Origin of the sequence: Microbispora sp. H10949 (assembly GCF_014161435.1) — a bacterium.
GTDB classification, from domain to species: Bacteria; Actinomycetota; Actinomycetes; order Streptosporangiales; family Streptosporangiaceae; genus Microbispora; species Microbispora triticiradicis.
Window position 1 is genome coordinate 573,902 of sequence record NZ_JABBWZ010000002.1, and the last position, 21,438, is coordinate 595,339.

The 21,438-nt window shown below is 72.8% G+C and carries 20 protein-coding genes; 15 read left to right on the forward strand and 5 right to left on the reverse strand.

The window, feature by feature from the left end; genetic code table 11:
- Window positions 1-59: 59 nt before the first annotated feature.
- Both HHX40_RS06765 and HHX40_RS06770 read left to right on the forward strand, forming a co-directional pair.
- Complete coding sequence (locus HHX40_RS06765) at window positions 60-1,973, forward strand: acetoacetate--CoA ligase (RefSeq protein ID WP_182879809.1); 1,914 nt, start codon at window positions 60-62, stop codon at window positions 1,971-1,973.
- Window positions 1,974-2,043: 70 nt separating this feature from the next.
- Window positions 2,044-3,480, forward strand: a complete 1,437-nt coding sequence (locus tag HHX40_RS06770) for an AAA family ATPase (RefSeq protein ID WP_182879810.1) — start codon at window positions 2,044-2,046, stop codon at window positions 3,478-3,480.
- Between the two features lie 11 nt (window positions 3,481-3,491).
- Here HHX40_RS06770 and HHX40_RS06775 read toward each other — a convergent pair whose 3' ends face one another.
- Both HHX40_RS06775 and HHX40_RS06780 read right to left on the reverse strand, forming a co-directional pair.
- Window positions 3,492-4,157, reverse strand: a complete 666-nt coding sequence (locus tag HHX40_RS06775; RefSeq protein ID WP_182879811.1) for a cyclase family protein — start codon at window positions 4,155-4,157, stop codon at window positions 3,492-3,494.
- Window positions 4,154-4,663 carry a winged helix-turn-helix transcriptional regulator gene (locus HHX40_RS06780; RefSeq protein ID WP_182879812.1) on the reverse strand — a complete coding sequence of 170 codons (510 nt, stop codon included), beginning with the start codon at window positions 4,661-4,663 and terminating at the stop codon, window positions 4,154-4,156. Before HHX40_RS06780 ends, HHX40_RS06775 begins: the two co-directional genes overlap by 4 nt.
- Before the next feature lie 98 nt (window positions 4,664-4,761).
- On the opposite strand from HHX40_RS06780, the gene HHX40_RS06785 reads away from it, so the two are divergent.
- From HHX40_RS06785 to HHX40_RS06795, 3 genes are all read left to right on the forward strand, one after another.
- Window positions 4,762-5,406 carry a dihydrofolate reductase family protein gene (locus tag HHX40_RS06785; protein WP_111699377.1) on the forward strand — a complete coding sequence of 215 codons (645 nt, stop codon included), beginning with the start codon at window positions 4,762-4,764 and terminating at the stop codon, window positions 5,404-5,406.
- Window positions 5,407-5,454: 48 nt separating this feature from the next.
- Window positions 5,455-6,246: an alpha/beta fold hydrolase gene (locus HHX40_RS06790; protein WP_182879813.1), complete on the forward strand. Its 792-nt coding sequence runs from the start codon at window positions 5,455-5,457 to the stop codon at window positions 6,244-6,246.
- A gap of 100 nt (window positions 6,247-6,346) precedes the next feature.
- Complete coding sequence (locus HHX40_RS06795) at window positions 6,347-9,622, forward strand: ATP-binding protein (RefSeq protein WP_182879814.1); 3,276 nt, start codon at window positions 6,347-6,349, stop codon at window positions 9,620-9,622.
- A 9-nt stretch (window positions 9,623-9,631) separates the two neighbouring features.
- On the opposite strand, the gene HHX40_RS06800 is transcribed toward HHX40_RS06795, so the two are convergent.
- Both HHX40_RS06800 and HHX40_RS06805 read right to left on the reverse strand, forming a co-directional pair.
- Window positions 9,632-10,477, reverse strand: coding sequence for an ABC transporter permease (locus HHX40_RS06800; protein ID WP_182879815.1), 846 nt, complete (start codon window positions 10,475-10,477; stop codon window positions 9,632-9,634).
- Complete coding sequence (locus HHX40_RS06805; protein ID WP_182879816.1) at window positions 10,474-11,625, reverse strand: ATP-binding cassette domain-containing protein; 1,152 nt, start codon at window positions 11,623-11,625, stop codon at window positions 10,474-10,476. The genes HHX40_RS06800 and HHX40_RS06805 overlap by 4 nt, the downstream gene beginning before the upstream one ends.
- A 192-nt stretch (window positions 11,626-11,817) precedes the next feature.
- Between HHX40_RS06805 and HHX40_RS06810 the strand changes: the two genes are divergently transcribed.
- From HHX40_RS06810 to HHX40_RS06825, 4 genes are read left to right on the forward strand one after another with little or no spacing between them, the layout of a single operon-like run.
- Window positions 11,818-12,765, forward strand: a complete 948-nt coding sequence (locus HHX40_RS06810) for an ABC transporter ATP-binding protein (protein WP_182879817.1) — start codon at window positions 11,818-11,820, stop codon at window positions 12,763-12,765.
- The gene (locus tag HHX40_RS06815) at window positions 12,762-13,475 is read left to right on the forward strand and encodes an ABC transporter permease (protein WP_182879818.1); all 714 of its coding nucleotides are present in this window, start codon (window positions 12,762-12,764) and stop codon (window positions 13,473-13,475) included. Before HHX40_RS06810 ends, HHX40_RS06815 begins: the two co-directional genes overlap by 4 nt.
- An 11-nt stretch (window positions 13,476-13,486) precedes the next feature.
- Window positions 13,487-14,623 (forward strand): sensor histidine kinase, encoded by a 1,137-nt coding sequence (locus tag HHX40_RS06820; protein ID WP_220498748.1) that lies wholly within the window; start codon window positions 13,487-13,489, stop codon window positions 14,621-14,623.
- Between the two features lie 30 nt (window positions 14,624-14,653).
- Window positions 14,654-15,259: a response regulator transcription factor gene (locus tag HHX40_RS06825; protein WP_138460338.1), complete on the forward strand. Its 606-nt coding sequence runs from the start codon at window positions 14,654-14,656 to the stop codon at window positions 15,257-15,259.
- A 33-nt stretch (window positions 15,260-15,292) separates the two neighbouring features.
- Here HHX40_RS06825 and HHX40_RS06830 read toward each other — a convergent pair whose 3' ends face one another.
- Window positions 15,293-16,039 carry an NAD-dependent epimerase/dehydratase family protein gene (locus tag HHX40_RS06830; RefSeq protein WP_182879819.1) on the reverse strand — a complete coding sequence of 249 codons (747 nt, stop codon included), beginning with the start codon at window positions 16,037-16,039 and terminating at the stop codon, window positions 15,293-15,295.
- A gap of 168 nt (window positions 16,040-16,207) precedes the next feature.
- Here HHX40_RS06830 and HHX40_RS06835 point away from each other — a divergent pair, with 168 nt between their 5' ends.
- From HHX40_RS06835 to HHX40_RS06860, 6 genes are read left to right on the forward strand one after another with little or no spacing between them, the layout of a single operon-like run.
- Window positions 16,208-16,903, forward strand: a complete 696-nt coding sequence (locus HHX40_RS06835; protein ID WP_182879820.1) for an isochorismatase family protein — start codon at window positions 16,208-16,210, stop codon at window positions 16,901-16,903.
- A 3-nt stretch (window positions 16,904-16,906) separates the two neighbouring features.
- A complete protein-coding gene (locus HHX40_RS06840) occupies window positions 16,907-17,695 on the forward strand; it encodes an ATP-binding cassette domain-containing protein (RefSeq protein ID WP_138460336.1) in 789 nt (262 codons plus the stop codon).
- On the forward strand, window positions 17,692-18,717 hold the full coding sequence (locus HHX40_RS06845; protein ID WP_182879821.1) for an ABC transporter permease: 1,026 nt from the start codon (window positions 17,692-17,694) through the stop codon (window positions 18,715-18,717). The genes HHX40_RS06840 and HHX40_RS06845 overlap by 4 nt, the downstream gene beginning before the upstream one ends.
- A 53-nt stretch (window positions 18,718-18,770) precedes the next feature.
- Entirely contained in the window at window positions 18,771-19,808 is a 1,038-nt protein-coding gene (locus tag HHX40_RS06850; RefSeq protein WP_182879822.1) for an ABC transporter substrate-binding protein, read from the forward strand.
- Between the two features lie 55 nt (window positions 19,809-19,863).
- A complete protein-coding gene (locus tag HHX40_RS06855) occupies window positions 19,864-20,601 on the forward strand; it encodes an SDR family NAD(P)-dependent oxidoreductase (RefSeq protein WP_182879823.1) in 738 nt (245 codons plus the stop codon).
- Window positions 20,582-21,424, forward strand: a complete 843-nt coding sequence (locus HHX40_RS06860; RefSeq protein ID WP_182879824.1) for an FCD domain-containing protein — start codon at window positions 20,582-20,584, stop codon at window positions 21,422-21,424. The genes HHX40_RS06855 and HHX40_RS06860 overlap by 20 nt, the downstream gene beginning before the upstream one ends.
- Window positions 21,425-21,438 lie beyond the last annotated feature (14 nt).

Sequence of the window (21,438 nt, forward strand, 5' to 3'; positions counted from 1 at the left end):
GGTGTTCTGTGTGGGCCGCGAGGGTGACACCTGGCCCGGGCATGGCGAAGATGGGGGGCATGGTCGAGGAAGGCGCTCTGCTCTGGGAACCCACGCCCGACGTCGTGCGTGCCGCCCGGATCACCCGGTACATGGAACGGCTGGGCCACACCGGTACGTACGAGGACGTGTGGAAGTGGTCGGTCGAGTCTCCGGCCGACTTCTGGACGTCCATCTGGGACTACTTCGGCGTGATCGGCACGCGTGGCGACGGGCCCGTCATCCGTGGAACGATGCCGGACGCCGAATGGTTCGCCGGCTCGGCCCTCAACTACGCCGAGAACGCGCTGCGCGGCCACCCCGGCCGTACGGCGGTGGTCTTCCGCGACGAGTCGGGCAGCCGCTGGCAGTACTCGCTGGGCGAGATCCGCGAGGAGGTCGCCCGGGTCCGGGCGGGGCTGGTGCGGCTCGGCGTCGGGCTCGGCGACCGGGTCGCGGCCTACGTCCCGAACATCCCCGAGGCGCTCATCGCCTTCCTCGCCACCGCCTCGCTCGGGGCGATCTGGTCCTCCTGCTCGCCGGACTTCGGCGCGCCCAGCGTGACCGACCGCTTCGCGCAGATCGAGCCGAAGGTGCTGATCGCGGTGGACGGCTACCGCTACGGCGGCAAGGCGTACGACCGGTCGGAGGTGGTGCGCGAGATCGCCGGGAAGCTGCCGACGCTGCGGGCGACCGTCTGGATCCCGCGGCTCGGCGCGGAGGCGCCCGACGGCGCGCCGAGCTGGGACGACCTGCGCGCCGAGTTCGCGCCGCTGGAGTTCGAGCGGGTGCCGTTCGGTCATCCGCTGTGGGTGCTCTACTCCTCGGGCACCACCGGCCTGCCCAAGCCGATCGTCCACGGCCACGGCGGGATCGTCCTGGAGCACCTCAAGTCGCTGTCCTTCCACCAGGACCTCGGCGAGGGGGACGTGTTCTTCTGGTACACCACCACCGGCTGGATGATGTGGAACTACCTCATCGGCGGCCTGCTGGCCGGCGCCACCGTCCTGCTGTACGACGGCAGCGCGGCCCATCCCGGCACCGAGGCCCTGTGGCGGCTCGCCGCCGAGGAGGGCGTGACCTACTTCGGCACCGGCGCGCCGTACATCGTCGCGTCCATGAAGGCCGGGCTGAAGCCGGAGGGCCTCGACCGGCTGCGCGGCATCGGCTCGACCGGCTCGCCGCTGCCGCCGGAGGGGTTCGCCTGGGTCTACTCCGAGGTCGGGCCCGGCGTGCAACTCGGCTCGTTCTCCGGCGGCACCGACGTGTGCACCGGGTTCGTCGGCCCGGTCCCGCTGCTGCCGATCCGGGCCGGCGTCATCCCGTGCCGCTGCCTGGGCGCGTCCGTCGAGTCGTTCGACCCCTCCGGGGCCTCGATCGTCGGTGAGGTGGGCGAACTCGTCATCACCCGGCCCATGCCGTCCATGCCGGTCATGTTCTGGAACGACCCCTCCGGCGACCGGTACCGGGAGTCGTACTTCGCCGACTATCCGGGCGTCTGGCGGCACGGCGACTGGATCAAGATCCTCCCCGACGGCGGCTGCGTCATCTACGGCCGGTCCGACTCCACCCTGAACCGCGGCGGGGTGCGCATGGGCACCAGCGAGTTCTACCGGGTCGTGGAGCGGTTCGAGGAGATCGCCGACAGCCTGGTCATCGACACCGGGCAACTCGGCCAGGAGGGCAGGCTGCTGCTCTTCGTCACGCTCGCCGACGACACGGCGCTGTCCGACGACCTGGTCTCCCGGCTGCGTACGGCCCTGCGCACCGAACTGTCGCCCCGGCACGTGCCCGACGAGATCCACGAGGTCCCCGGCATTCCCCGCACGCTGTCGGGCAAGAAGCTGGAGGTCCCCGTACGGAAGATCCTGCTCGGCACGCCCGTCGACCGGGCGGCCAACCGCGACGCCATGGCCAACCCCGAGGTCCTCTCCCACTTCGCGCCGGACCACTGAGATCGCCATCTGTATAAGTACACTTCTAAGAAGTCCACTTATAAGAAGCGCACTTATACCGAGAGGGGCCATGAAGCCCGCCCACATCTTCGACCGTGATCGCGAATGGGCCGCCCTCACCGCCTTCGCCGAGTCGCCGAGCCCGGAGATGCGGCTGGCGGTGGTGAGCGGCCGCCGCCGCCAGGGCAAGACGTTCCTCCTGCAGGCGCTCGCCGACGTCTACGGCGGCTTCTACTTCGTGGCCGTCGAGTCCACGTCGGCTGACGCGCTCCGGCAGTTCGGCACGGCCGTCGCGGCCTACCTGGGGGTGCCGGGCACGCTGGCGTTCGCCAACTGGGACGAGGCCGTCGTCCACCTGCTGGATCACTGCGGTGACCGGCTGATCGTCCTCGACGAGTTCCCGTACCTGACGAAGGCCGATCCCTCGATCCCCTCGATCCTCCAGCGGGAGATCGACGGGCGGGGCGCGCATCGGAGAACCGGGAGCCGGGTGCGCCTGGTGCTCGCCGGGTCCGCGATGTCGGTGATGGGGAGGCTGCTCGCCGGGCAGGCGCCGCTGCGCGGGCGGGCGTCGCTCGACCTGGTGGTGCAGCCCTTCGACCATCGGCTCGCCCGGCGGTTCTGGGGAATCGACGACCCCCGGCTCGCGCTCCAGGTGAACGCCATCGTGGGCGGGACGCCGGCGTACCGGACCGGCTTCGTCGACCACGAGGCACCGGGCGAGGATCTCGACGACTGGGTGGTCAGACGGGTGCTCGACCCCGCGGTGCCGCTCTTCCGCGAGGCCCGATACCTGCTGACGAACGAGATGGAGATCCGCGACGAGGCGCTCTACCACGCTGTCCTGGGCGCGATCGCGGCCGGGAACAACACGCGGGGCGGCATCGCGGGGCACATGGAGCGGAAGGCGACCGACATCGCCCATCCGCTCGCCGTGCTGGAGGACTGCCGGCTCATCCGCAAGGAGATCGACTCCATCCGCAAGCGCTCGCTCTACCGGGTCGCCGAGCCGCTCGTCACGTTCTACGAGGCGATCATGCGTCCGGCCTGGAGCCTGCTGGAGCGGGGATGGGCCGACCGGGTGTGGCGGGGCGCCGGAGCCAGGTTCGCGGCGCAGGTGGTGGGCCCGCACTTCGAGCACGTCTGCCGGGAGTTCGCGCTCGCCCACGACTGGGACGGCGAGTACGCCACCGAGGTCGCCGCGGGGATCGCCCCCGGCGGCGGCAGGGGGCAGAACATCGAGGTCGACGTGATCGCCCTCGCGCCGCAGGACGACCACCCGCGCCGGCTCCTGTCGGTCGGCGAGGCGAAGTGGTCACAGACCATGAACGTCGGCCACCTGAAGCGCCTGGCGCAGGCCAGGGACCAGCTGCACATGCGAGGGCTCGACACGCGCGACACGGTGCTCGCGCTCTACAGCGGCGCCGGTTTCGATCCCGCGCTCACCGAGGCCGCCGCCCGCGACCCCCGCGTCCTCCTGGTCGACCTGCCCATGCTGTACGCCTGAGGATAAGGAGGTCAGGGGACGAGGGCGTACGCGCGGACGGGAAACGTGCCCATGCCGGACACGGCGACGGGCGCCGCGTGGAGCCGGAACCCGGTCTGCGGCAGCCGTTCCAGTCCGCGCAGGTGCTCGATGATCGGAACGCCCGCGGTGAGCAGGGCGGTATGGGCCGGGCGGAGCCCGTCGGCCATGTCGTCGATGTTGACACTGTCGATGCCGACGACGGCCGGTTGCCGGTCGGCGAGCAGGGCGGCCGCGTCCGCCGTCAGGAAGGGATGCTCCGGGTCGCCGTACGCCGGGCTGCCCCAGTGCCTGTCCCAGCCCGTACGCAGCAGGACCGCGCGCCCCCTGACGTCGTGGCCCTCGAACGCGTCGACGCCGATGCCGCGCCGGTGGGATCCGGAGACGTCGATCAGCAGACCGGGGACGTCGACCAGCCGGGACAGGTCGATCTGGGCCAGGTCCTCGCCCTCCGCGAGCCGGTGGAACGGAGTGTCGAGGTACGTGCCGGTGTTCGCCACCATCGCGATGCGGCCGATCTGGAACTCGACGCCCGGGGCGTAACGGCCCCGGGAGTCCTCGCGCGCCAGGTGATCGGTGATCTCCGGTGCGGGCAGGCCCGGATAGGTGATCATGCCGTGCCGGACCACATGACTGAGTTCGACGACTTCGGATGTCATGTTTCCATTGTCGATGACGTCGCCAGGACCCGTTCGTACGCGTCCTGGAGTAGTTGGGACGCGCGGGGGCGGCCGGGGTCCGGGCGGGGGACGCCGAGGTGCGCCTCGCGTAGCTCGTCCATCAGGTCCTCCCAGAGGGGCGGGCCGCCTTCCTCCAGCAACCGCGCCCGGATGGCCAGCGCCGGTGTCGTCGGGAGATGGCGCAGGCCCCAGGAGCCGAGCGCGACCATGATCGGGACCGTCTGGATGCCCGCCTCGGTGAGACTGTAGGTCCCCCGTCGTCCGCGCCCCGCCTCCTCGTGGGTCAGGAGCCCCTTGGCGACGAGGGCCTTGAGGCGGCTGCTGAGGATGTTCGACGCGATCCCCTCCATGGAGTTGGCGAGCAGGTCGCGGAAGTGCCGGCGCCCACCGAAGATCACGTCGCGCAGCACGATGAGGCTCCACCTGTCTCCGAGCGCCTCCACCGATCCGTTGATCGGGCAGCCCGACCGGGGCTCGTCTCGCATCGCCGACCTCCAACTGGTTGCGTTTTACAATCACCCAGTCTACGCTCCTTCTTAGTGATTGCAATCCGCAATCACCTTTGGAGATCGGGAGATCAACCATGTCACGTGTCAGGGTGCACAACTTCGCCGTCTCCCTGGACGGCTTCGCCACCGGCGAGGGGCAGAGCCTCGACGAGCCGTTCGGCCACGCGGGCGAACGCCTGCACGAGTGGTTCTTCGAGACGCGGACCTTCCAGGCCATGCAGGGGAAGACCGGCGGGAGCACCGGGGTCGAGGACGCCATAGTCCGCACGTGGGACACGGGCATCGGGGCGGAGATCATGGGCCGCAACAAGTTCGGGCCGCAGCGGGGCCCGTGGGAGAACCACGACTGGAACGGCTGGTGGGGGCCGAACCCGCCGTTCCACACGCCGGTCTTCGTCCTGACCCACCACCCCCGGCCCTCCGTGGAGATGGAAGGGGGCACCACCTTCCACTTCGTCGACGCCACCCCCGAGGAGGCGCTGCGTCAGGCCCGCGAGGCGGCGGGCGGCCTCGACGTGCGCATCGGCGGCGGGCCGAGCACCGTCCGCCAGTTCCTGGCCGCGGACCTGGTCGACCACATGCACGTCGCCGTCGTCCCGATCGTCCTGGGCCGCGGCGAGCGCCTGTGGGACGGGCTGGAGGAACTCGAGAAGCGCTTCCGCGTCGAGTCGGTGTCCACTCCCAGCGGCGTCACGCACGTCACCTTCACCCGGCCGTAAGCCCCACTCCTGAACCCGACCGTGAGCCAACCCGAAAGGCCGGCAGACATGACCCAGACCATCACCTCCGAGGACGGCACAACCCTCGCCGTCGACACGATCGGCGAGGGCGCGCCGGTCATCCTGGTCGGCGGCGCGTTCAACGACCGCTCGACCGTGGCCGCGCTCGCCGCCGAACTCGCACCGGCGTTCACCGTGCTGACCTACGACCGGCGCGGCCGGGGGGCCAGTGACGACAGGAGCGAGGACTACCAGGTGGCGAACGAGGTCGCCGACCTGGCGGCCGTCATCGCGCACGCGGGCGGCCGGGCCTCGGTGTTCGGCCACTCCTCCGGCGCCATCCTTGTGCTTGAGGCGGCCGGGCGCGGGCTGCCGATCGACCGGGTCGCCGTCTACGAACCGCCGTACCACGCCGACGAGGACCAGCCGGGCCCGGCGGTCGGCGTATACGACCGGCTCAGGGAGCTGGTCGCGGCCGGGGACCGCGACGGCGCGACCGAACTGTTCCTCCGTGAGGCGGTCGGCGTCCCGGCCGAGGCGGTCGCCGGGATGAAGGCCGGCGAGGGGTGGGCGTTCATGGCGGACAAGGCCCCCAGCCTGCCGTACGACGTGCTGGTCACCGCGCCCTGGCAGGGGAGGCCGCACGAGCGGGTCGCCGGGGTCGGCGTGCCGGTGCTGGCGGTCTACGGCGACCAGCCCTCGCCCGGCCTCGCGAAGGCGACGGAGGCGGTCGCGGCGGCCCTCCCGGGCGCCGAACTGCGGGTGATGCCCGGGGAGGACCACGCGGTGCTGCAGCGGCCGGCCGCACTGGCGCGCATCCTGACGGAGTTCTTCGCCTGAGCGTCCGCGGCGCCGTACGGCCGAGGAGACGCGGTACCGTACGGCGAGAGATCCCCGGCGGCCGTGAATTGTCGGAGCGGGCGGATACCTTCGGAGCGGCATGCGAATCGATGGCGCGATCACCGGACTGCTCGGCAGGGAGCATCCTGCCGCGCTGCTGCGTGCCGAGATCGGACGTGCGGTCGCCAGCCACGGCGGCCTGGTGCTGGTCGCCGGTGAGGCCGGCATCGGCAAGACCACGCTCGTCGCCAGCGTGGCGGAGGAGGCCAGGCGCCTGGGCGCGCTCGTGCTCGGCGGGTCGTGCTGGGACTCCGACAGCGCGCCGGGCTACTGGCCCTGGGTGCAGGTCCTTCGCGGGCTGCGGCGCTGCGCCGCGCCGGGGGAGTGGGCGGCGGCCGAGGAGGCGGGGGGCACCGGCCTGTCCGCCCTGCTGGGAGAGTCGCCGGGGGCCGACGCGGCCGACGGCTTCCGGCTGTACGACGCGGTGACCAGCGCCCTGGTGTCGGTCTCGCAGAGCCGTCCCCTCGTGGTCGTCCTCGAAGACCTGCACTGGGCCGATCCCGCGACGCTCCGGCTGCTGGAGTTCGCGGCGCAGCACACCTGGTTCGAGCGGGTGCTGCTGGTCGGCACCTACCGTGACGTCGAGGTGGAGTCGCCGGATCACCCGCTGCGCCCTCTCGTGCTGCCGCTGACGGCGCGGGCGGCGACGATCACGCTCACCGGGCTGGGACGGGAGGAGGTCGGCGCGCTGATGACCCGCGCCGCCGGCCGGGAGCCGTCCGCCGATCTGGTCGCCGAGGTGCACCTGCGCACCGGCGGCAACCCGTTCTTCGTCGAGCAGACGGCGCGGCTGTGGAGCGGCGGCGGCTCCGTGACCGCCATCGCCCCCGGCGTCCGCGACACCCTGCTGCGCCGGCTGTCCCTGCTGCCCCGGCCGGTCATCGACCTGCTCACCACCGCCGCGGTGCTCGGCCGGGAGTTCCACCGCCAGGTGCTGGCCGCCGTCGCCGAGACCCCCGTTCCCCACCTGGAACGGCTGCTCGACCAGGCCGTGGCCGCCCGCCTCGTCGTTGAGCGCGGGGGAGACACGTTCGCGTTCGCCCACGACCTGGTCCGGCAGACGCTGTACGAATCGCTGTACGAGCCGCCGGACGGATCGCCGGGCGGGTCGCCGGAGGGGGGAGAGGCGCCCCGCCTGCACGCCGCGGTCGTCCGGGCCGTCGACGGGTCGCCCGGCCTGGCCGAGCACGTCCTGCCCGCGGACCTGGCCCGGCACGCCTACCTCGCGGGAGAGCGGATCGAGGTGTCCGTCGCGGTGGACCGGCTGCTCGCCGCCGCCCGGGGCGCCGCGGGCCGTCTGGCGGTCGAGGAGGCGATCGGGCACTACCGCAGGGCGCTGGAGCTCGCGGCGGCCGGTGAGCCGCGCAGGCGGGTCGTGATCGCGATCGACCTGGGCCGCGAGCTCGTCCAGGTCGACGACCACGAGGGCGGGCGGCGGGCCTTCGAGGAGGCGGCCGCCGTCGCCCGGGAGGCCGGCGACCCCGAGTTGCTGGCCCGCGTGGCGCTGGCCGTCCACGGCGCCTGCGGCGAGGCCGGCGACCTGTCCGGCGGCGACGGCCACCGGTTCGCCGCCGGCCTGCTGCGGGAGGCGCACGGCGCGCTGCTCGGGGAAGGCCGTGCGCCCGGCGAGGAGCTCTCCCCCGAGCGTCTCGCGCGGGAACTGGCCGTGCGGGTCGTGGTGCTGGCCAAGCGCGGCCAGGACGACGAGGCGCTGACCTTCGGCCTGTGGGCCTATCACGCCGCGATCTGGGGCCCGGGCACGGCGGCGCAGCGGGCGGAGCTCACCGGCGAGGTGCAGGCGCTGGCCCGGCGCACGGCCGACGTGGAGATGGAGAGCGTCGCCGCCGCCCTGCGCTGGGTGGCGCTCCTCGAACAGGGCGACCCGGGATATCTCGCCCAGTTCCGGGAGTTCGTCGTGCTCGGCCGCCGGAGCGACCTGCCCCGCATGGACATGGCCACGCTCGCCGACCGGAGCATCATCGCCGCGCTCACCGGCGACTTCGGCGAGGCGGAGAGCGTGCTCGACGAGCTCACCGGGTTCACCTGGCAGCACGGGCACGACCAGTTCGGTTACATGCTGCATCACCACCGCTGGGCCGTACGGCTGCTCCAGGGCAGGTTCGACGACCTCGACGAGGTGCACCGCGTGCTGCGCCGGAGCCGGCATCCCTGTCCGGGGCTGCTGGAGGGGATGACCGCGCTGCTGCGCGGCGACGGCGGCGCCGCGCTGCGTCACTATCGCGACGCGACGGCCGGGGGAGAGCCGTGCCCGCGCTCGGCCCGGCCCCTGTGGCTGCGGTTCCAGGCCATGATCGCGGCGTGGTCGCGCGATCCGCGGCTGTGCGACAAGGCCCGGGCCGATCTCGACCCGTACGCCGGCATCTGGGCGGTCTCGATGTACGGCTGGGACATCGGCGGCCCGATGGTCTTCTGGCGCGCCCTCGTCGACGCGGCGCAGGAGCGGTGGGACGAGGCGATCGAGGGGTTCACCGCCGCCCGGCGGTCCGCCGACCTCCTCCTCGCCCGCCCCTGGTCGGTCGAGGCGCGGGCGCATCTCGCGGAGGCGCTGCTGGCCCGGGGCCGTCCGGACGACGCGGAGTCGGCCGGCAAGCTGCTGGCCGACGTGGAGAACGAAGCGGACCGGCTCGGCATGCGGCACGTCGTGGAGCGCGCCCGCCGGGCGAGACGGCGCGCGTCCCCGTCCGCCCGCTCACCCGGCCGTACGTCGGGCGGTGCGCGGGACGGCACGCCCGGCCCCGTGCCCGGCGTGGGCGACGAGTTCCGGCGGGACGGCGCGGTCTGGACGCTGACGTTCGCCGGCCGCACCGTGCGCGTGCCCGATGCCAAGGGCCTGCGCGACCTCCACAGGCTGCTGAGCCACCCGGGGGCCGACCTGCCCGCCGTACTGCTCCTCGCCCCGGAGGGCGGCCGGATCGTCGTCGCCGCCCGGCGGCTGGGCGGCGACGCTGTCCTCGACGAGGAGGCCAAGGCCCGTTACCGGCACCGGCTCACCCTGCTCGACGAGGAGATCGACCAGGCCGTCGAGCGGGGCGACGACGGCAGGGCGGCGGAGTTCGACCGGGAGCGGGCGGCGCTGCTGGCGGAACTGCGCGCCGCCTCGGGGCTCGGCGGGCGCGACCGCCGCCTCGGCGACGAGGCCGAACGCGCCCGCAAGGCCGTCACCGCCCGGATCCGCGACGTCCTGCGCAAACTCGACGGGCTCCACCCCGCCCTGGCCGCCCATCTGCGCGGCGCCGTCTCCACCGGAGCGACCTGCCGGTACCAGCCCGATCACGAGATCGCCTGGCGGCTGTGACCCTCCGTCTCACCTGCGGTTGTACAGGCGCATGGTCAGCGCGCCGAAGACCGCGACACACACCGCGCCGCTGACCAGCACCCAGGTGATCTCCCCGGTGTCGGCGCCGCCCGCCATCAGCGAGCGGGCCGCGGTGACCAGGTGCGAGATGGGATTGACGCCCACGAACGCCTGCAGCCAGCCCGGCATCGTCTCCGGGTCGACGTAGACGTTGCTGAGGAAGGTGAGCGGGAAGAGCACCAGCATGCTGATGCCCATCACCGACTTCTCGCTGCGCAGCAGCAGGCCGAACATCGTCCAGACCCACGAGAACGCGAACGAGAAGGCCACCAGCAGGGCGATCGCGGCCACGACCCCGACGACGCCGCCCTGCGGGCGGAAGCCCAGCACCAGGCCGACCACGAGGATGACCGTCGCCGCCATGGTGTAGCGGAACATGTCGCCCAGCAGGTAGCCGACCATCGTGGACGGCCGCCAGATCGGCAGCGTGCGGAAGCGGTCGAAGACGCCCTTCTCGATGTCCTTGTTGACCTCGACCCCGGTGTACATCGTGATCATCACGACGCTCGTCACCATGATGCCCGGCAGCAGGAACTGCAGGTACTCGGTCGGCGAGCCCGCGAGCGCGCCGCCGAACAGGTAGGTGAACATCAGCGTCATCATGATCGGAAACGCGGTGACGTCGAAGAGCTGCTCGGGCACGTGCTTGATCTTCAGCATCGCCCGCCAGCCGAAGGTCATCGAGGCCGACAGGGCGCCGGGGCGCGGTGGGCGTGCCCCGGGGGCCAGGACCGCGCCCAGCGTCTCGGCCGCGGGAACGAAGGACGTGCCGGTCTCGGTGGTCGTGGCGCTCATACCGTCGTCTCCCGCGTCTCGTGCGTGTCGTGGTGCGTCTCGTGGATCTCGTGCGACCTGTGCCCGGCGGGCCTGCCGGGTCCGGCGGCGGGCCGGTCCGCCGGAGCGGAGCCGTGGTCCCCGGCGCCTGCCCCACCGCTTCCCCCGCCGCGTTCTCCGCCGTGCCCCTCGGCGCGTTCCCCGGCGGGCGCGCCGGTCAGCGCGAGGAACGCCTCGTCGAGGCTGGGCTGGCCGAGGGAGAAGTCGTCGACGACGATCCCGGCCGCGGCCAGCGACCCGAGGGCGCGGGAGGCCCGCTCGGCGCCCGCGTCCGCGTCCCCCGCCGCGACGCGGGCGGTCAGCGCCACGGGATCGGCCTCCAGATGGACGGCGGTGCCCAGTTCCCCGGCCAGCACGCGCTCGGCCGTCGGCCGCTGCGCGGGGTCGCGCAGCCGTACGTGGACCATGCCCGCGCCGACGGACGACTTCAGCTCGCCGGGGGTGCCCTCGGCGATGACCCGGCCGTGGTCGACGACCGCGATGCGCCCGGCCAGCCGGTCGGCCTCGTCGAGGTACTGCGTGGTGAGCAGCACGGTCGTGCCGTGGGCGACCACGATCCGGACGATGTCCCAGACCTGGTTGCGGCTGCGTGGGTCCAGGCCGGTCGTGGGCTCGTCCAGGAACAGCAGGTCGGGCGTGTTGAGGATGCTGGCCGCGATGTCCAGCCTCCTGCGCATGCCGCCCGAGTAGGTCTTGACCTGCCGGGCCGCCGCGTCGGTCAGCCCGAAGGCCTCCAGCAGCAGCGCGGCCCGGTCCCTGGCCGCGGCCTTCCGGTGACCGAGCAGCCGGCCGAGCAGGACGAGGTTCTCCGTGCCGGTCATCTCCTCGTCCACCGAGGCGTACTGGCCGGTCAGGCTCACCCGGGCGCGCACGGCGTCGGGTTCGCGCAGCACGTCGTGGCCGAAGACCCTCGCTTCACCGCCGTCCGGGCGCAGCAGGGTCGCCAGCATCTTGACCGCGGTCGTCTTGCCAGCCCCGTTGGGGCCGAGCACGCCGTACACGGTGCCCGCGGGCACCCTCAGGTCGAGCCCGTCCACGGCTCGGTTCTTGCCGAATATCTTGACCAGGCCCGATGTCTCTATCGCCAGGTCCGTCGTGCGGTCCCGCATGGTCTGTCGTCTCCGTTCCGTTCAGTCCTTCACGGAGGAGGCGCCAGATCCCGGTCACCCGGCCGCTAGATCCGATCTAGCGATCGGACGGTGCGACGTCCGGGGCAGGCGCGGCCGGCCGTGACATCTGTCGTGGCCGGGTCGTGACAGACGGCGGAGGTACGCGCCGGGGCGGCGGTGGAGGCTCGCCGTATGAACCTTCATCACGGCGCCCCCGCCCTGTCGGTCGCGGGGCTGCGCAAGGCGTACGGCGGGACCCGCGCGGTCGACGGGATCGACCTGGTCGTGGGCCCAGGAGAGGTGGTGGCCCTGCTCGGCCCCAACGGCGCGGGCAAGTCCACCACGATCGACATGATCGTCGGGCTGGTCCGTCCGGACGCCGGGCAGATCGCCGTGTTCGGCGCCTCTCCCCGCGAGGCGGTGCGAAGCGGCGTGATCGGCGTGATGTCGCAGGAGGGTGCGCTGCTCGACGACGTGACCGTGGGGGAGACCGTGACGCTGATCGCGTCCCTCCACCGGACACCGCCACCCGTCGAGGAAGCGCTGCGCCGTGCCGGGGTGGCGGACCTCGCCGACCGGCGGGCCGCGCGGCTGTCCGGCGGTCAGCGGCAGCGGGTCCGGTTCGCCATGGCGCTGGTGTCCGGCCCGGACCTGCTGGTGCTCGACGAGCCGACGGCGGCGATGGACGTCACGGCCCGGCGGGAGTTCTGGCGGTCGATGCACGCGTTCACCGGAACCGGCCGCACCGTGCTGTTCTCCACGCACTACCTGGAGGAGGCCGAGGCGTACGCGGACCGGGTCGTGCTGATGAACGCGGGCCGGATCGTGGCGGACGGCCCGGTGCCGGCGGTCATGGCCGAGGTGTCCGGCCGTACGGTGACGGCCGTCGTGCCCGGCGCCAACGCCGAGGACCTGGGCACGCTCCCCGGCGTGACGGCGGTGCACGTCCGCGAGGGCAGGGCCGAACTGCGCTGCGTCGACTCCGACCTGGTCGTGCGGGAACTGCTGGCCCGCCATCCGGACGCCCGGGACGTCGAGGTCGGCGCGCTGGGCCTGGAGGACGCGTTCCTGCGCCTCACCGGAGCGCCGACCGGAACGCCGATCGAGGCACGGGCCGAGGAGACGGAGGCCGCGCGATGACCGGGTATCTCGCGTTCGAGATCAGGCGGACGCTGCGGGACGCGAAGTTCCTGTTGTTCGCGGTCGCCCTGCCGGTGGGGCTGTACCTGCTGATGGCCGGCCGTTTCGCCGACCGCGGGGCTCCCGCGTCGTACGTCATGGGCGGTGTCGCGGCGTTCGGGGCGATGAAGGCGGCACTCGACACGGGTGCTCGCACGGCGGTGGAGCGCGACATCGGCTGGCAGCGCCAGTTGCGGCTGACCCCGCTCAGTGGCAGCGGCTATCTGCTGGCCAAGGGGTCGGTCGCGATGGTCGTGGCGCTGCCGCCGGTGGCGGGCGTGTCGCTCGTCGCCGCGCTGGCCGGCGGGGTGCACCTGTCTCCCGGCGGGTGGGTGTCGGCCGTGCTCGGCGTGTGGGCGGGCACGGTGCCGTTCGCCCTGCTCGGCCTGCTGATCGGCCAGCTCGCGACCGCCCGGAACCTGCAGGCGTACCAGGGGGCGGTGGTGCTGCTGCTCAGCTTCGTCGGCGGGCTGTTCATCCCGGTGAGCACGTTCCCGCGGGCGCTCGCGACGGTGGCCAGGGTCCTGCCGAGTTACTGGCTCGCGCAGGTCGGGCACGCCACCACCCTGGGCGGTGACACCTGGCGGGCCGCGCTGGTCCTGACGTCGTACGCGCTCGTGCTCGGCGCCGCCGTGGCCCTCCGGTATCGCCACGGCACCGCTCAGGCCTAGGGTGGACCGACGTGGGCGATCAGGATGATCAGGGCGTATGGGGGCGTTCGGCCTGGCCGATGTGGACCCCGGCCCGGCCGGTCTCCCGTGCGGCCCGCATCCGTGGCGTCGCCGTGCTGTCGCTCGTCCTGCTCTGGCTGCTGTGGGAGTCGCTGGGGTCGGGCCGGGTCTGGCCGGAGGCCCCGGCGGTGCGCGTCGCGCTCGGAGCCGTCACGCTCCTGTACGCGGTGGGCTGGCTCGGCGCCATGGTCGGCGGGGTCCGCCTGCCGCCCCGACGGCGGATCCCGCTCGTCGGAACGCTGTTCGCGCTGGCGGTCGTGGCGGCCCTGCTGCGCGACGGCCCGCTCCGCCTCGGCCACACGGGCGTGTTCGGCTTCGCGCTCGTCGTGGCGGTCTGGCTGCTCCCGGCGCGCTGGAGCGTGCTGCTCGGGCTGGTGACCCTGGCTCTCCAGGTGTCCCTCGGTCCCGTCGACTGGGGGCACGTGGGCGGGCTCGTCCCCGGGATCGTGATCCCGGTGGCCGTGACGCTGCTGATCCGGCTCGTCGTCCAGCTAGGCCAGGCCCACGAGGAGATCGCGGCGCTGGCCGCCGCGGCGGAGCGCGACCGGCTGGCCAGGGACCTCCATGACGTGCTCGGCCACAGCCTCACCACGATAACCGTGAAGAGCGGCCTGGCCCGCCGGGTGCTGGAGAGCGGCGGCGATCCGGAACGCGCGCTGGCCGAGTTGCGCGACGTCGAGCGGCTGTCCCGGCAGGCGCACGGCGAGGTGCGCCTGACCGTGTCGGGCCGCCGCCGGCCGTCCCTCGCGGCCGAGCTGGCGGGGGCTCGCGCCGCGCTGCGGGCCGCCGGGATCGGCGCCGTCCTCCCGCCGTCCGCCGACCACGTCAGGGCCGAACTGGCCGGGCCCTTCGCGTACGTCCTGAGGGAGGGGGTCACCAACGTGATCCGGCACAGCGGCGCGACCCGGTGCGAGGTGCTGCTCGGAGACGACTGGCTGGAGGTGCGCGACGACGGCCCCGGGCGGAACGCGGCGGAGCCGGGCAACGGGCTCTCCGGCCTGGCCGAACGGCTGCGTGCCGTCGGCGGGCGGATCGAGGCGGGCCCGCTGCCCGCGGGCGGCTTCCGGCTGCGGGCGAGCCGCGCGTGATCCGGGTGGGCGTGTGATCCGGGTGAGCGCATGATCAGGGTGTTGCTCGCCGACGACCAGGCGCTCGTGCGCGGCGCGCTAGCGGCGATGCTGGCGCTGGAGCCCGACATCGAGGTGGTGGCGCAGGTCGGCTCGGGTGAGGAGGTCGTCGACGCGGCCCGCCGCAGCCGGCCCGACGTGGCGTTGCTGGACGTGCAGATGCCCGGCAGGGACGGGCTGGCGGTCACCGCCGACCTGCGCGCCGCGCTCCCGTCCTGCCGGGTGGTGATCTGCACGACGTTCGGGCGGCCGGGCTACTTCGCCCGTGCGATGGAGAACGGCGCCTCGGGCTTCGTCGTGAAGGACGCGCCGCCCGAGCACCTGGTCGACACGGTGCGGCGGGTCCACGCGGGCCTGCGGGTGGTCGATCCCGCCCTGGCCGCCGAGTCGCTCGCCAGCGGGTCGAGCCCGCTGACCGCGCGGGAACGCGACGTCCTGCGCGCGGCCCGGCAGGGCGGCACCGTGGCGGAGATCGCCCGGAGCCTGCACCTGTCCGCCGGGACCGTACGCAACCACCTGTCCGCGGCCATCGGCAAGACGGGAGCGAGCACCCGCGCCGAGGCCGCGCTCATCGCCGACGAGCACGGCTGGCTCTGATTTCGCTCTGATCCGGCTTCGGGCGGCCCGCGGTCACCGCGGGAGAGGCGTGCTCGCGGGCCGGAACATCGCGGGGTTGCGCGACGCCCAGGCGAAGTAGGACGACGCCTGCTCGCGGAAGGGCCGGGGCCGCCAGGACAGCGTCCGCCGGGCCAGGGAGACGTCGCTCGCCGCGTCCCTGCCGAGGCGCGCGTCCGGATCGAGATCGAGCTCCAGGTCGGCGGCGTCCGGGGGGACGACCCGCACGAGCCCGTGCCCCGCGTGGTCCTCGGCGATCCGCAGCAGCTCGCCGAACGGGACGCGGCGGCCGGTGCCGAGGTTGTAGACGGCGCCGTCGGGGCCCGCTCCGTGGACGAGGAGCGCGAGCGCCTCGGCGGCGTCCTCGGCGTTCAGCCAGTCGAAGGACGCCCCCAGCGTGCGCCCGGTGACGCGGAGGGGCCGGCCGCGGACCAGGGCGGAGGCCAGCAGGAACGGCGCCGACATCAGGGCGCGGGTGCCGGTCGGGCGCTCCATCGGCCCGAACAGCTTCGCCGGGCGCACCGTCACGTGCGGCAGACCCGACAGTTCGCCGTAGCGGGCGACCACGCGTTCGGCGGCCGCCTTGCTCAGGCCGTAGAGCTCGCCCGGCGCGATAGGGCCCGACTCGGGCTGGGGGTCCAGGCCGGGCGTGCCGTCGCCGTAGACCGCGCAACTGCTGACGTAGACCAGCCGTCTCGGCGGCCGAGCGGCGGCCAGGACGGCCATCGCGAATCCCCCTCCACCGGTCAGCAGGACGTCCATCGCCGATCCTTTCCCTCACACCGCAAGTGTGTCAACTGTGACACACAAATCACCTTCCTGACCATGAAACCGCAGAACAGGTCATTTGATGTGTCGCTATTGACACACGCTTCCCGTGGGTGGCAGGGTCGGGGCCCACGGGCGAGAGCCGCCCGCGAGGAGGTTCGAGTGACCACTGTCAACGAGACGTACGCGCACAGCCTGGAGAACGCGGACCTGCGCGCCTTCTACGAGGCCGCCGGCTTCGCCGGGCGCGTCGGATGGGGCGAGCGGCCGGCGATCCTCGTGATCGACATGGCCGGGGCCTGGGCCGATCCCGAAGAGCGGATCGGCTCGGACCTGTCGGCGGTGTCCGACAGCATCGTCCGCATCCTGGAGGAGGGCCGCCGCGCGGGCCTGCCGATCATCTTCACCACCATGGCGTGGGACCCGAGCCTGGCCGAGATCGGCGAGGTGGTCCGCCGCAAGACGCCGCACAGCGAACTGATGCTGCACGGCACCGAGCGGGTCACGCTCCGGCCGGAGATGGGCCGCCGTCCCGAGGAGCCGCTCGTCGTCAAGCCGCGCGCCTCGGCGTTCTTCGGCACGTACGTGGACGCGATGCTGATCTCCGCCAAGGCCGACACGGTGATCGTGGTGGGATGCAGCACCAGCGGCTGCATCCGGGCGACCGCCGAGAGCGCGTTCAACCGGGGATTCCACGTCATCGTCCCGCGTGAGGCGGTCGGCGACCGGAGCCCCTCCGCGCACGCCGCCAACCTCTTCGACATCGACGCCCGCTACGGCGACGTGCTGCCCGAGGCCGAGGTGCTGGACCACCTGCGGTCGCTGCCCCAGACCCATCCCCGCGCCGCGGAGGAATGACCGATGACCGACCGGCAACCTCCGGTGCTGCGGGCCACCGGGCTCGCCAAGTCCTTCGGCCACGTGCAGGCGCTGCGGCACGGTGAGCTCACCGTGCACGCCGGGGAGGTGGTCGCGCTCGTCGGCGACAACGGCGCCGGCAAGAGCACGCTGATCTCCTGCATCTCCGGCGCCCATCTGCCGGACGCCGGCGAGGTGAGGGTGGACGACCGCCCGATGCCGCTCGGGTCGATCAAGGCCGCGATGGAGCACGGCATCGCCACGGTCTACCAGGGCCTGGCGATGGCCCCCGACCTGTCGGTGGCCGAGAACCTGTTCCTCTCCTGTGAGCTGCGCCGTCCCGGCCTGCTGGGACGGCTCGGCCTCCTGGACAAGAAGGCGATGCGCGAGCGCGCCTGGGAGCTCATGGACAGTCTCGGCATCACCACCCTCCAGGACGTGACCCTGCCCGTCGGCGACCTGTCCGGAGGACAGCGCCAGGTTGTCGCGGTCGCCCGCGCCGTCTCCCGCGCGGGGCGTCTGGTGATCATGGACGAGCCGACGGCGGCGCTCGGCGCCCGGCAGTCGCAGATGGTGATCGAGACCATCAGGGCGACCCGCGACCGCGGCCTCGGCGTGGTCCTCATCTCGCACGACCTGCCGAGGGTGCTGGAGGTCGCGGACCGGATCGTGGTCATGCGGCTGGGCCGGGTGGTGGCCGACCTTCCCGCGCGGGAGCTGAAGATCGGCCAGATCGTCGCGCTGATGCTCGGCGAGCAGAACGACCCACGTGAGGAGAGCCTGCCGGCATGACCGCGACGCAACCGACACTCCGGGCCCCGTCGAACCGCGCCCGCGCCGGCGCGCTGATGCGGTCCACCCCCGCCTACATCGTGGTCGCGCTGGTCGCGCTCGTCGTGGTCTTCACGATCATCTCGCCCGAAGGGCGCTTCCTGGACGCCACCAACCTGCAGGCGGTCGGGCGCAACAGCGCCGGGCTCGTCCTGCTGGCCGTCGGCCTGACCTTCGTCCTCGGCGCCGGGCACATCGACCTCAGCGTCGGCGCCACGCTCGTGCTGTCGTCGGTGGTCGCGGGCACCGTGGCCGTGGACATCGCCGGCCCACCGTCGGCCTCGGGGACCTTTCCCGGTGCCGGGCCCGCCATCGCCGTCGCGGCGCTCGCCGCGGTCGTCGTGGGAGGGATAGCGGGGCTGGTCAACGGGCTCCTGGTGACCAAACTGAAGGTCAACTCCTTCGTCGTCACGCTGGGCACGATGGGCGTGGCCACCGGCGCCGCACAGGTCCTCACGAACGGGTCGAACGTCGCCGGGATTCCGTCGGACGTCCAGACGTCCTTCGGGCTCAACTCGATCGCCGGGATCCCGCTCCCACTGGTGCTGGCGGTGGTGGTCGCCCTGGTGGCCGGCGTCGTCCTGTCGCAGACCAGCGCGGGCCGGCACGCCCTCGCCATCGGCTCCTCCTCCGACGGGGCCATGCGGGCGGGCGTCAACGTGCAGCGCAGCACGACCGCGGTCTTCGTCATCTCCGGGCTGATGGCCGGGATCGCCGGCTTCCTCGACATCACCCGGTTCGGCACGACGGCCATCTCCGGGCACGAGACGACCATGCTGCAGGCGCTGTCCGCCGTGATCATCGGCGGGACGAGCCTGTTCGGCGGACGCGCCTCGGTGCTGGGCTCGGTCCTCGCCACCTTCATCCCGACCATGCTGCTCGCCGGGTTCGTCATGGTCGGCGTCTCGTCCTTCTACCAGAACATCGCCATCGGCGCCGTTCTGATCATCGCTGTCTGGCTCGACCAGCTGCGCGGCAAGTAACCCCCCACCGAGATTCCCCTGCCGAGATACGCGCCGAAACACGGAGAACCACCATGAACGTACGCACCAGTGTGCTGGCCGCCGCCGCGCTGACGGCGATAGCCCTGACCTCCGCCGCCTGCGGCTCGTCCGGTGACACCGGCGCGGCGGGCGGCACGAGCGGCGCCACCGCCGAGCAGAAGTCCGGCCCCCTGCAGATCTCCCTTCTCACGACGTACAACGGCCTGCCCTTCTACACGGCGATGCAGTGCGGCGCGCAGGACGCGGCCAAGAAGCTGGGCGGCGACATCACGGTGAAGGCCGACGGGCCGTCGCGGGGCATGAACGCCGCCGACCAGACCCCGGTCCTCGAAGGGGTGGTCAACCGGCGCCCCGACGGCATGATCTTCGTACCGGCCGACCCGGCCGCGATGGTCGCGCCGATCAGGCTCGCGGTGAACGCTGGGATCCCGGTCGTCACCACCGACGCGACGCTGAACGAGAAGGTGGCCAAGGCGCAGTTCCGCGGGGACAACAACGCGGGCGGCGCGCTGGCGGCGGAGGAACTGCTCAAGCGGGCCAAGGGGCAGAGCGGGAAGGTGCTCGTGCTGGACACCCGGCCCGGCCTGCCGGTGACCAACGAGCGCGCCGAGGGGTTCGTCAAGGCGCTCAAGGACTCCGGCTCGAACCTGCAGATCCTCGGCACGCAGTACTACGAGGACGACCCGACCAAGGCGGCGACCATCGTGCAGAGCTCGCTGGGCGCCAACCCGGACATCGTCGGGATCTTCGCGACCTCCGAGTCGGGTGCGATGGGAGCCGTCTCCGGGCTCCAGGCCGCCAAGGTCGACAACGACAAGATGACCGTCATCGCGTACGACGCGGGCCCGACGCTGGTCTCGGCGCTGCGCGCCGGGACGCTCGACGCGCTCGTCGCGCAGGGCTCCTACACCCAGGGGTACGACGCGCTGACCCGGCTCGTCCAGGACATCCGCGGCGAGGTGCCGCAGGGGGCCGCCTTCGACAACGTGGTGCCGAACGCGATCGTCACCGCCGACAACGTCGACTCGCCGGAGATCAAGAAGCTGCTCTACCCCACAAGCTGCTCTTGATCGTGGCACTGTCGCTGTCGAACATCATCAACGCGAATTCAACGAGGGGATCGAGATGACGGCCGACCTTGCCGGGAAGGTGGTGGTGGTGACGGGCGCGGCCTCCGGGCTGGGCGCCGCGACCGTCCGCGACGTCCTGGAACACGGCGGGCGGGTGGTCGCCGTGGACCGGGCGCAGGACGTCAAGGCGCTCGCGGGAGACGGGGTGCTGCCCGTCGTCGCCGACGCCGCCGACGAGAGCCAGGTGCTGGACGCCGTACGCGCGGGGGAGGACACCTTCGGCCTGGTGAACGGCGCGGTCGCCTGCGCGGGGATCACCCGCGCCGGGACGGTCGACTCCATGAGCCTGGACACCTGGAACGAGGTGCTGCGGGTCAACCTGACCTCGGTCTTCCTGCTCGCGAAGGCCGCCGTCCCCGCGATGCGCCGGGCGGGCGGCGGCGCGCTGGTCGCGGTCGCCTCGCAGGTGGGGCTCGTGGGTTACCCGGAGAACGTCGCCTACTGCGCGGCGAAGGCCGGGGTGATCAACCTGGTCCGCGCGATGAGCGTCGACGCGCGCGACAGCGGCGTCCGCGCCGTGGCGGTCTGCCCCGGGCCCGTCGACACCCCGATGCTGCGCGAGGGCTTCGCGCAGACCGGGGAGGGGTACGACCTGGCGGCGTCGCGGGTGCCGCTGGGCCGCGTCGCCCGGCCGGAGGAGATCAGCGCCACGATCTGCTTCCTGCTGTCCGACGCGGCGGCCTTCGTCACCGGCACGGCATGGACGGTCGACGGTGGCTACACAGCGCAGTAACGCCGAGGCCGGCGACCCCCTGCAGGCCGGCCCCCACGCCTCCGTCCACGCCTCGCTGGAGCCGAGGGCCCTGGAGCTGCTCCGGGCCATCGCGAACTCGCCGGAACCGCTCGGCGCGCGGGAGCTCGGCCGCCGCATCGAGGCCGGCAACCGGCCGCTGAGCGAGTCGACGGTGAACCGGCTGCTGCGGCGGCTGGACGAGCAGGGCCTCACCCGTTCCATGGACGGCAGGGGACGGGTCGTGTCGGAGGCCGGGCGGGCGCTCGCGCAGCGGGCGGCGGCCGAGGTCACCTGGCACCAGCAGATCGGCTCCCTGGAGATCCGTACGGTGCAGGACGTGCGCGACCTGCTGGTCGCCCGGCGCGGCGTGGAACGCGAGATCGTCCGGGAGGCGGCGACGTCGGTCTCGGGCGAGGACGTCGAACGCCTGCAGTCGGTCATGGAGGAGTACGAGCGGTCCGTCCACACCGAGGAGCGGCGCCGCGACGTCTCCACCAACTTCCACAAGGCGCTCGCGTCGACGGTGGAGAACACGATGCTCCGCGCCGTCGCCATGGTCATCTTCGATCCCCGCTTCGACATGCTGGAGCACGTCCTCGACATGGTCACCGCCGGGCGCGGCACGACCATGCACTCCGTGCACGAGCACGAGGAGATCATGCGCGCCATCCGGGCCGGCGACCCGGACGCGGCGGAGGCGGCCATGGTCCGCCACATCAACCGCCTCATCGCCGACGCCAGTGCCGTGGTCGCCCCGTCCACGCGCCTGGCGATCGAACTGCTGCTCAAGAACCACAGCCCCGTCATCGGCGGCGGCACATGACCCTGGAGGAAACC

Bases quoted from the DNA above. Each gene is read 5' to 3' on its own strand.
- HHX40_RS06765 (WP_182879809.1), top strand. From the start codon at position 60: ATGGTCGAGGAAGGCGCTCTGCTCTGGGAACCCACGCCCGACGTCGTG.
- HHX40_RS06770 (WP_182879810.1), top strand. From the start codon at position 2,044: ATGAAGCCCGCCCACATCTTCGACCGTGATCGCGAATGGGCCGCCCTC.
- HHX40_RS06775 (WP_182879811.1), bottom strand. From the start codon at position 4,157: ATGACATCCGAAGTCGTCGAACTCAGTCATGTGGTCCGGCACGGCATG.
- HHX40_RS06780 (WP_182879812.1), bottom strand. From the start codon at position 4,663: ATGCGAGACGAGCCCCGGTCGGGCTGCCCGATCAACGGATCGGTGGAG.
- HHX40_RS06785 (WP_111699377.1), top strand. From the start codon at position 4,762: ATGTCACGTGTCAGGGTGCACAACTTCGCCGTCTCCCTGGACGGCTTC.
- HHX40_RS06790 (WP_182879813.1), top strand. From the start codon at position 5,455: ATGACCCAGACCATCACCTCCGAGGACGGCACAACCCTCGCCGTCGAC.
- HHX40_RS06795 (WP_182879814.1), top strand. From the start codon at position 6,347: ATGCGAATCGATGGCGCGATCACCGGACTGCTCGGCAGGGAGCATCCT.
- HHX40_RS06800 (WP_182879815.1), bottom strand. From the start codon at position 10,477: ATGAGCGCCACGACCACCGAGACCGGCACGTCCTTCGTTCCCGCGGCC.
- HHX40_RS06805 (WP_182879816.1), bottom strand. From the start codon at position 11,625: ATGCGGGACCGCACGACGGACCTGGCGATAGAGACATCGGGCCTGGTC.
- HHX40_RS06810 (WP_182879817.1), top strand. From the start codon at position 11,818: ATGAACCTTCATCACGGCGCCCCCGCCCTGTCGGTCGCGGGGCTGCGC.
- HHX40_RS06815 (WP_182879818.1), top strand. From the start codon at position 12,762: ATGACCGGGTATCTCGCGTTCGAGATCAGGCGGACGCTGCGGGACGCG.
- HHX40_RS06825 (WP_138460338.1), top strand. From the start codon at position 14,654: ATGATCAGGGTGTTGCTCGCCGACGACCAGGCGCTCGTGCGCGGCGCG.
- HHX40_RS06830 (WP_182879819.1), bottom strand. From the start codon at position 16,039: ATGGACGTCCTGCTGACCGGTGGAGGGGGATTCGCGATGGCCGTCCTG.
- HHX40_RS06840 (WP_138460336.1), top strand. From the start codon at position 16,907: ATGACCGACCGGCAACCTCCGGTGCTGCGGGCCACCGGGCTCGCCAAG.
- HHX40_RS06845 (WP_182879821.1), top strand. From the start codon at position 17,692: ATGACCGCGACGCAACCGACACTCCGGGCCCCGTCGAACCGCGCCCGC.
- HHX40_RS06850 (WP_182879822.1), top strand. From the start codon at position 18,771: ATGAACGTACGCACCAGTGTGCTGGCCGCCGCCGCGCTGACGGCGATA.
- HHX40_RS06855 (WP_182879823.1), top strand. From the start codon at position 19,864: ATGACGGCCGACCTTGCCGGGAAGGTGGTGGTGGTGACGGGCGCGGCC.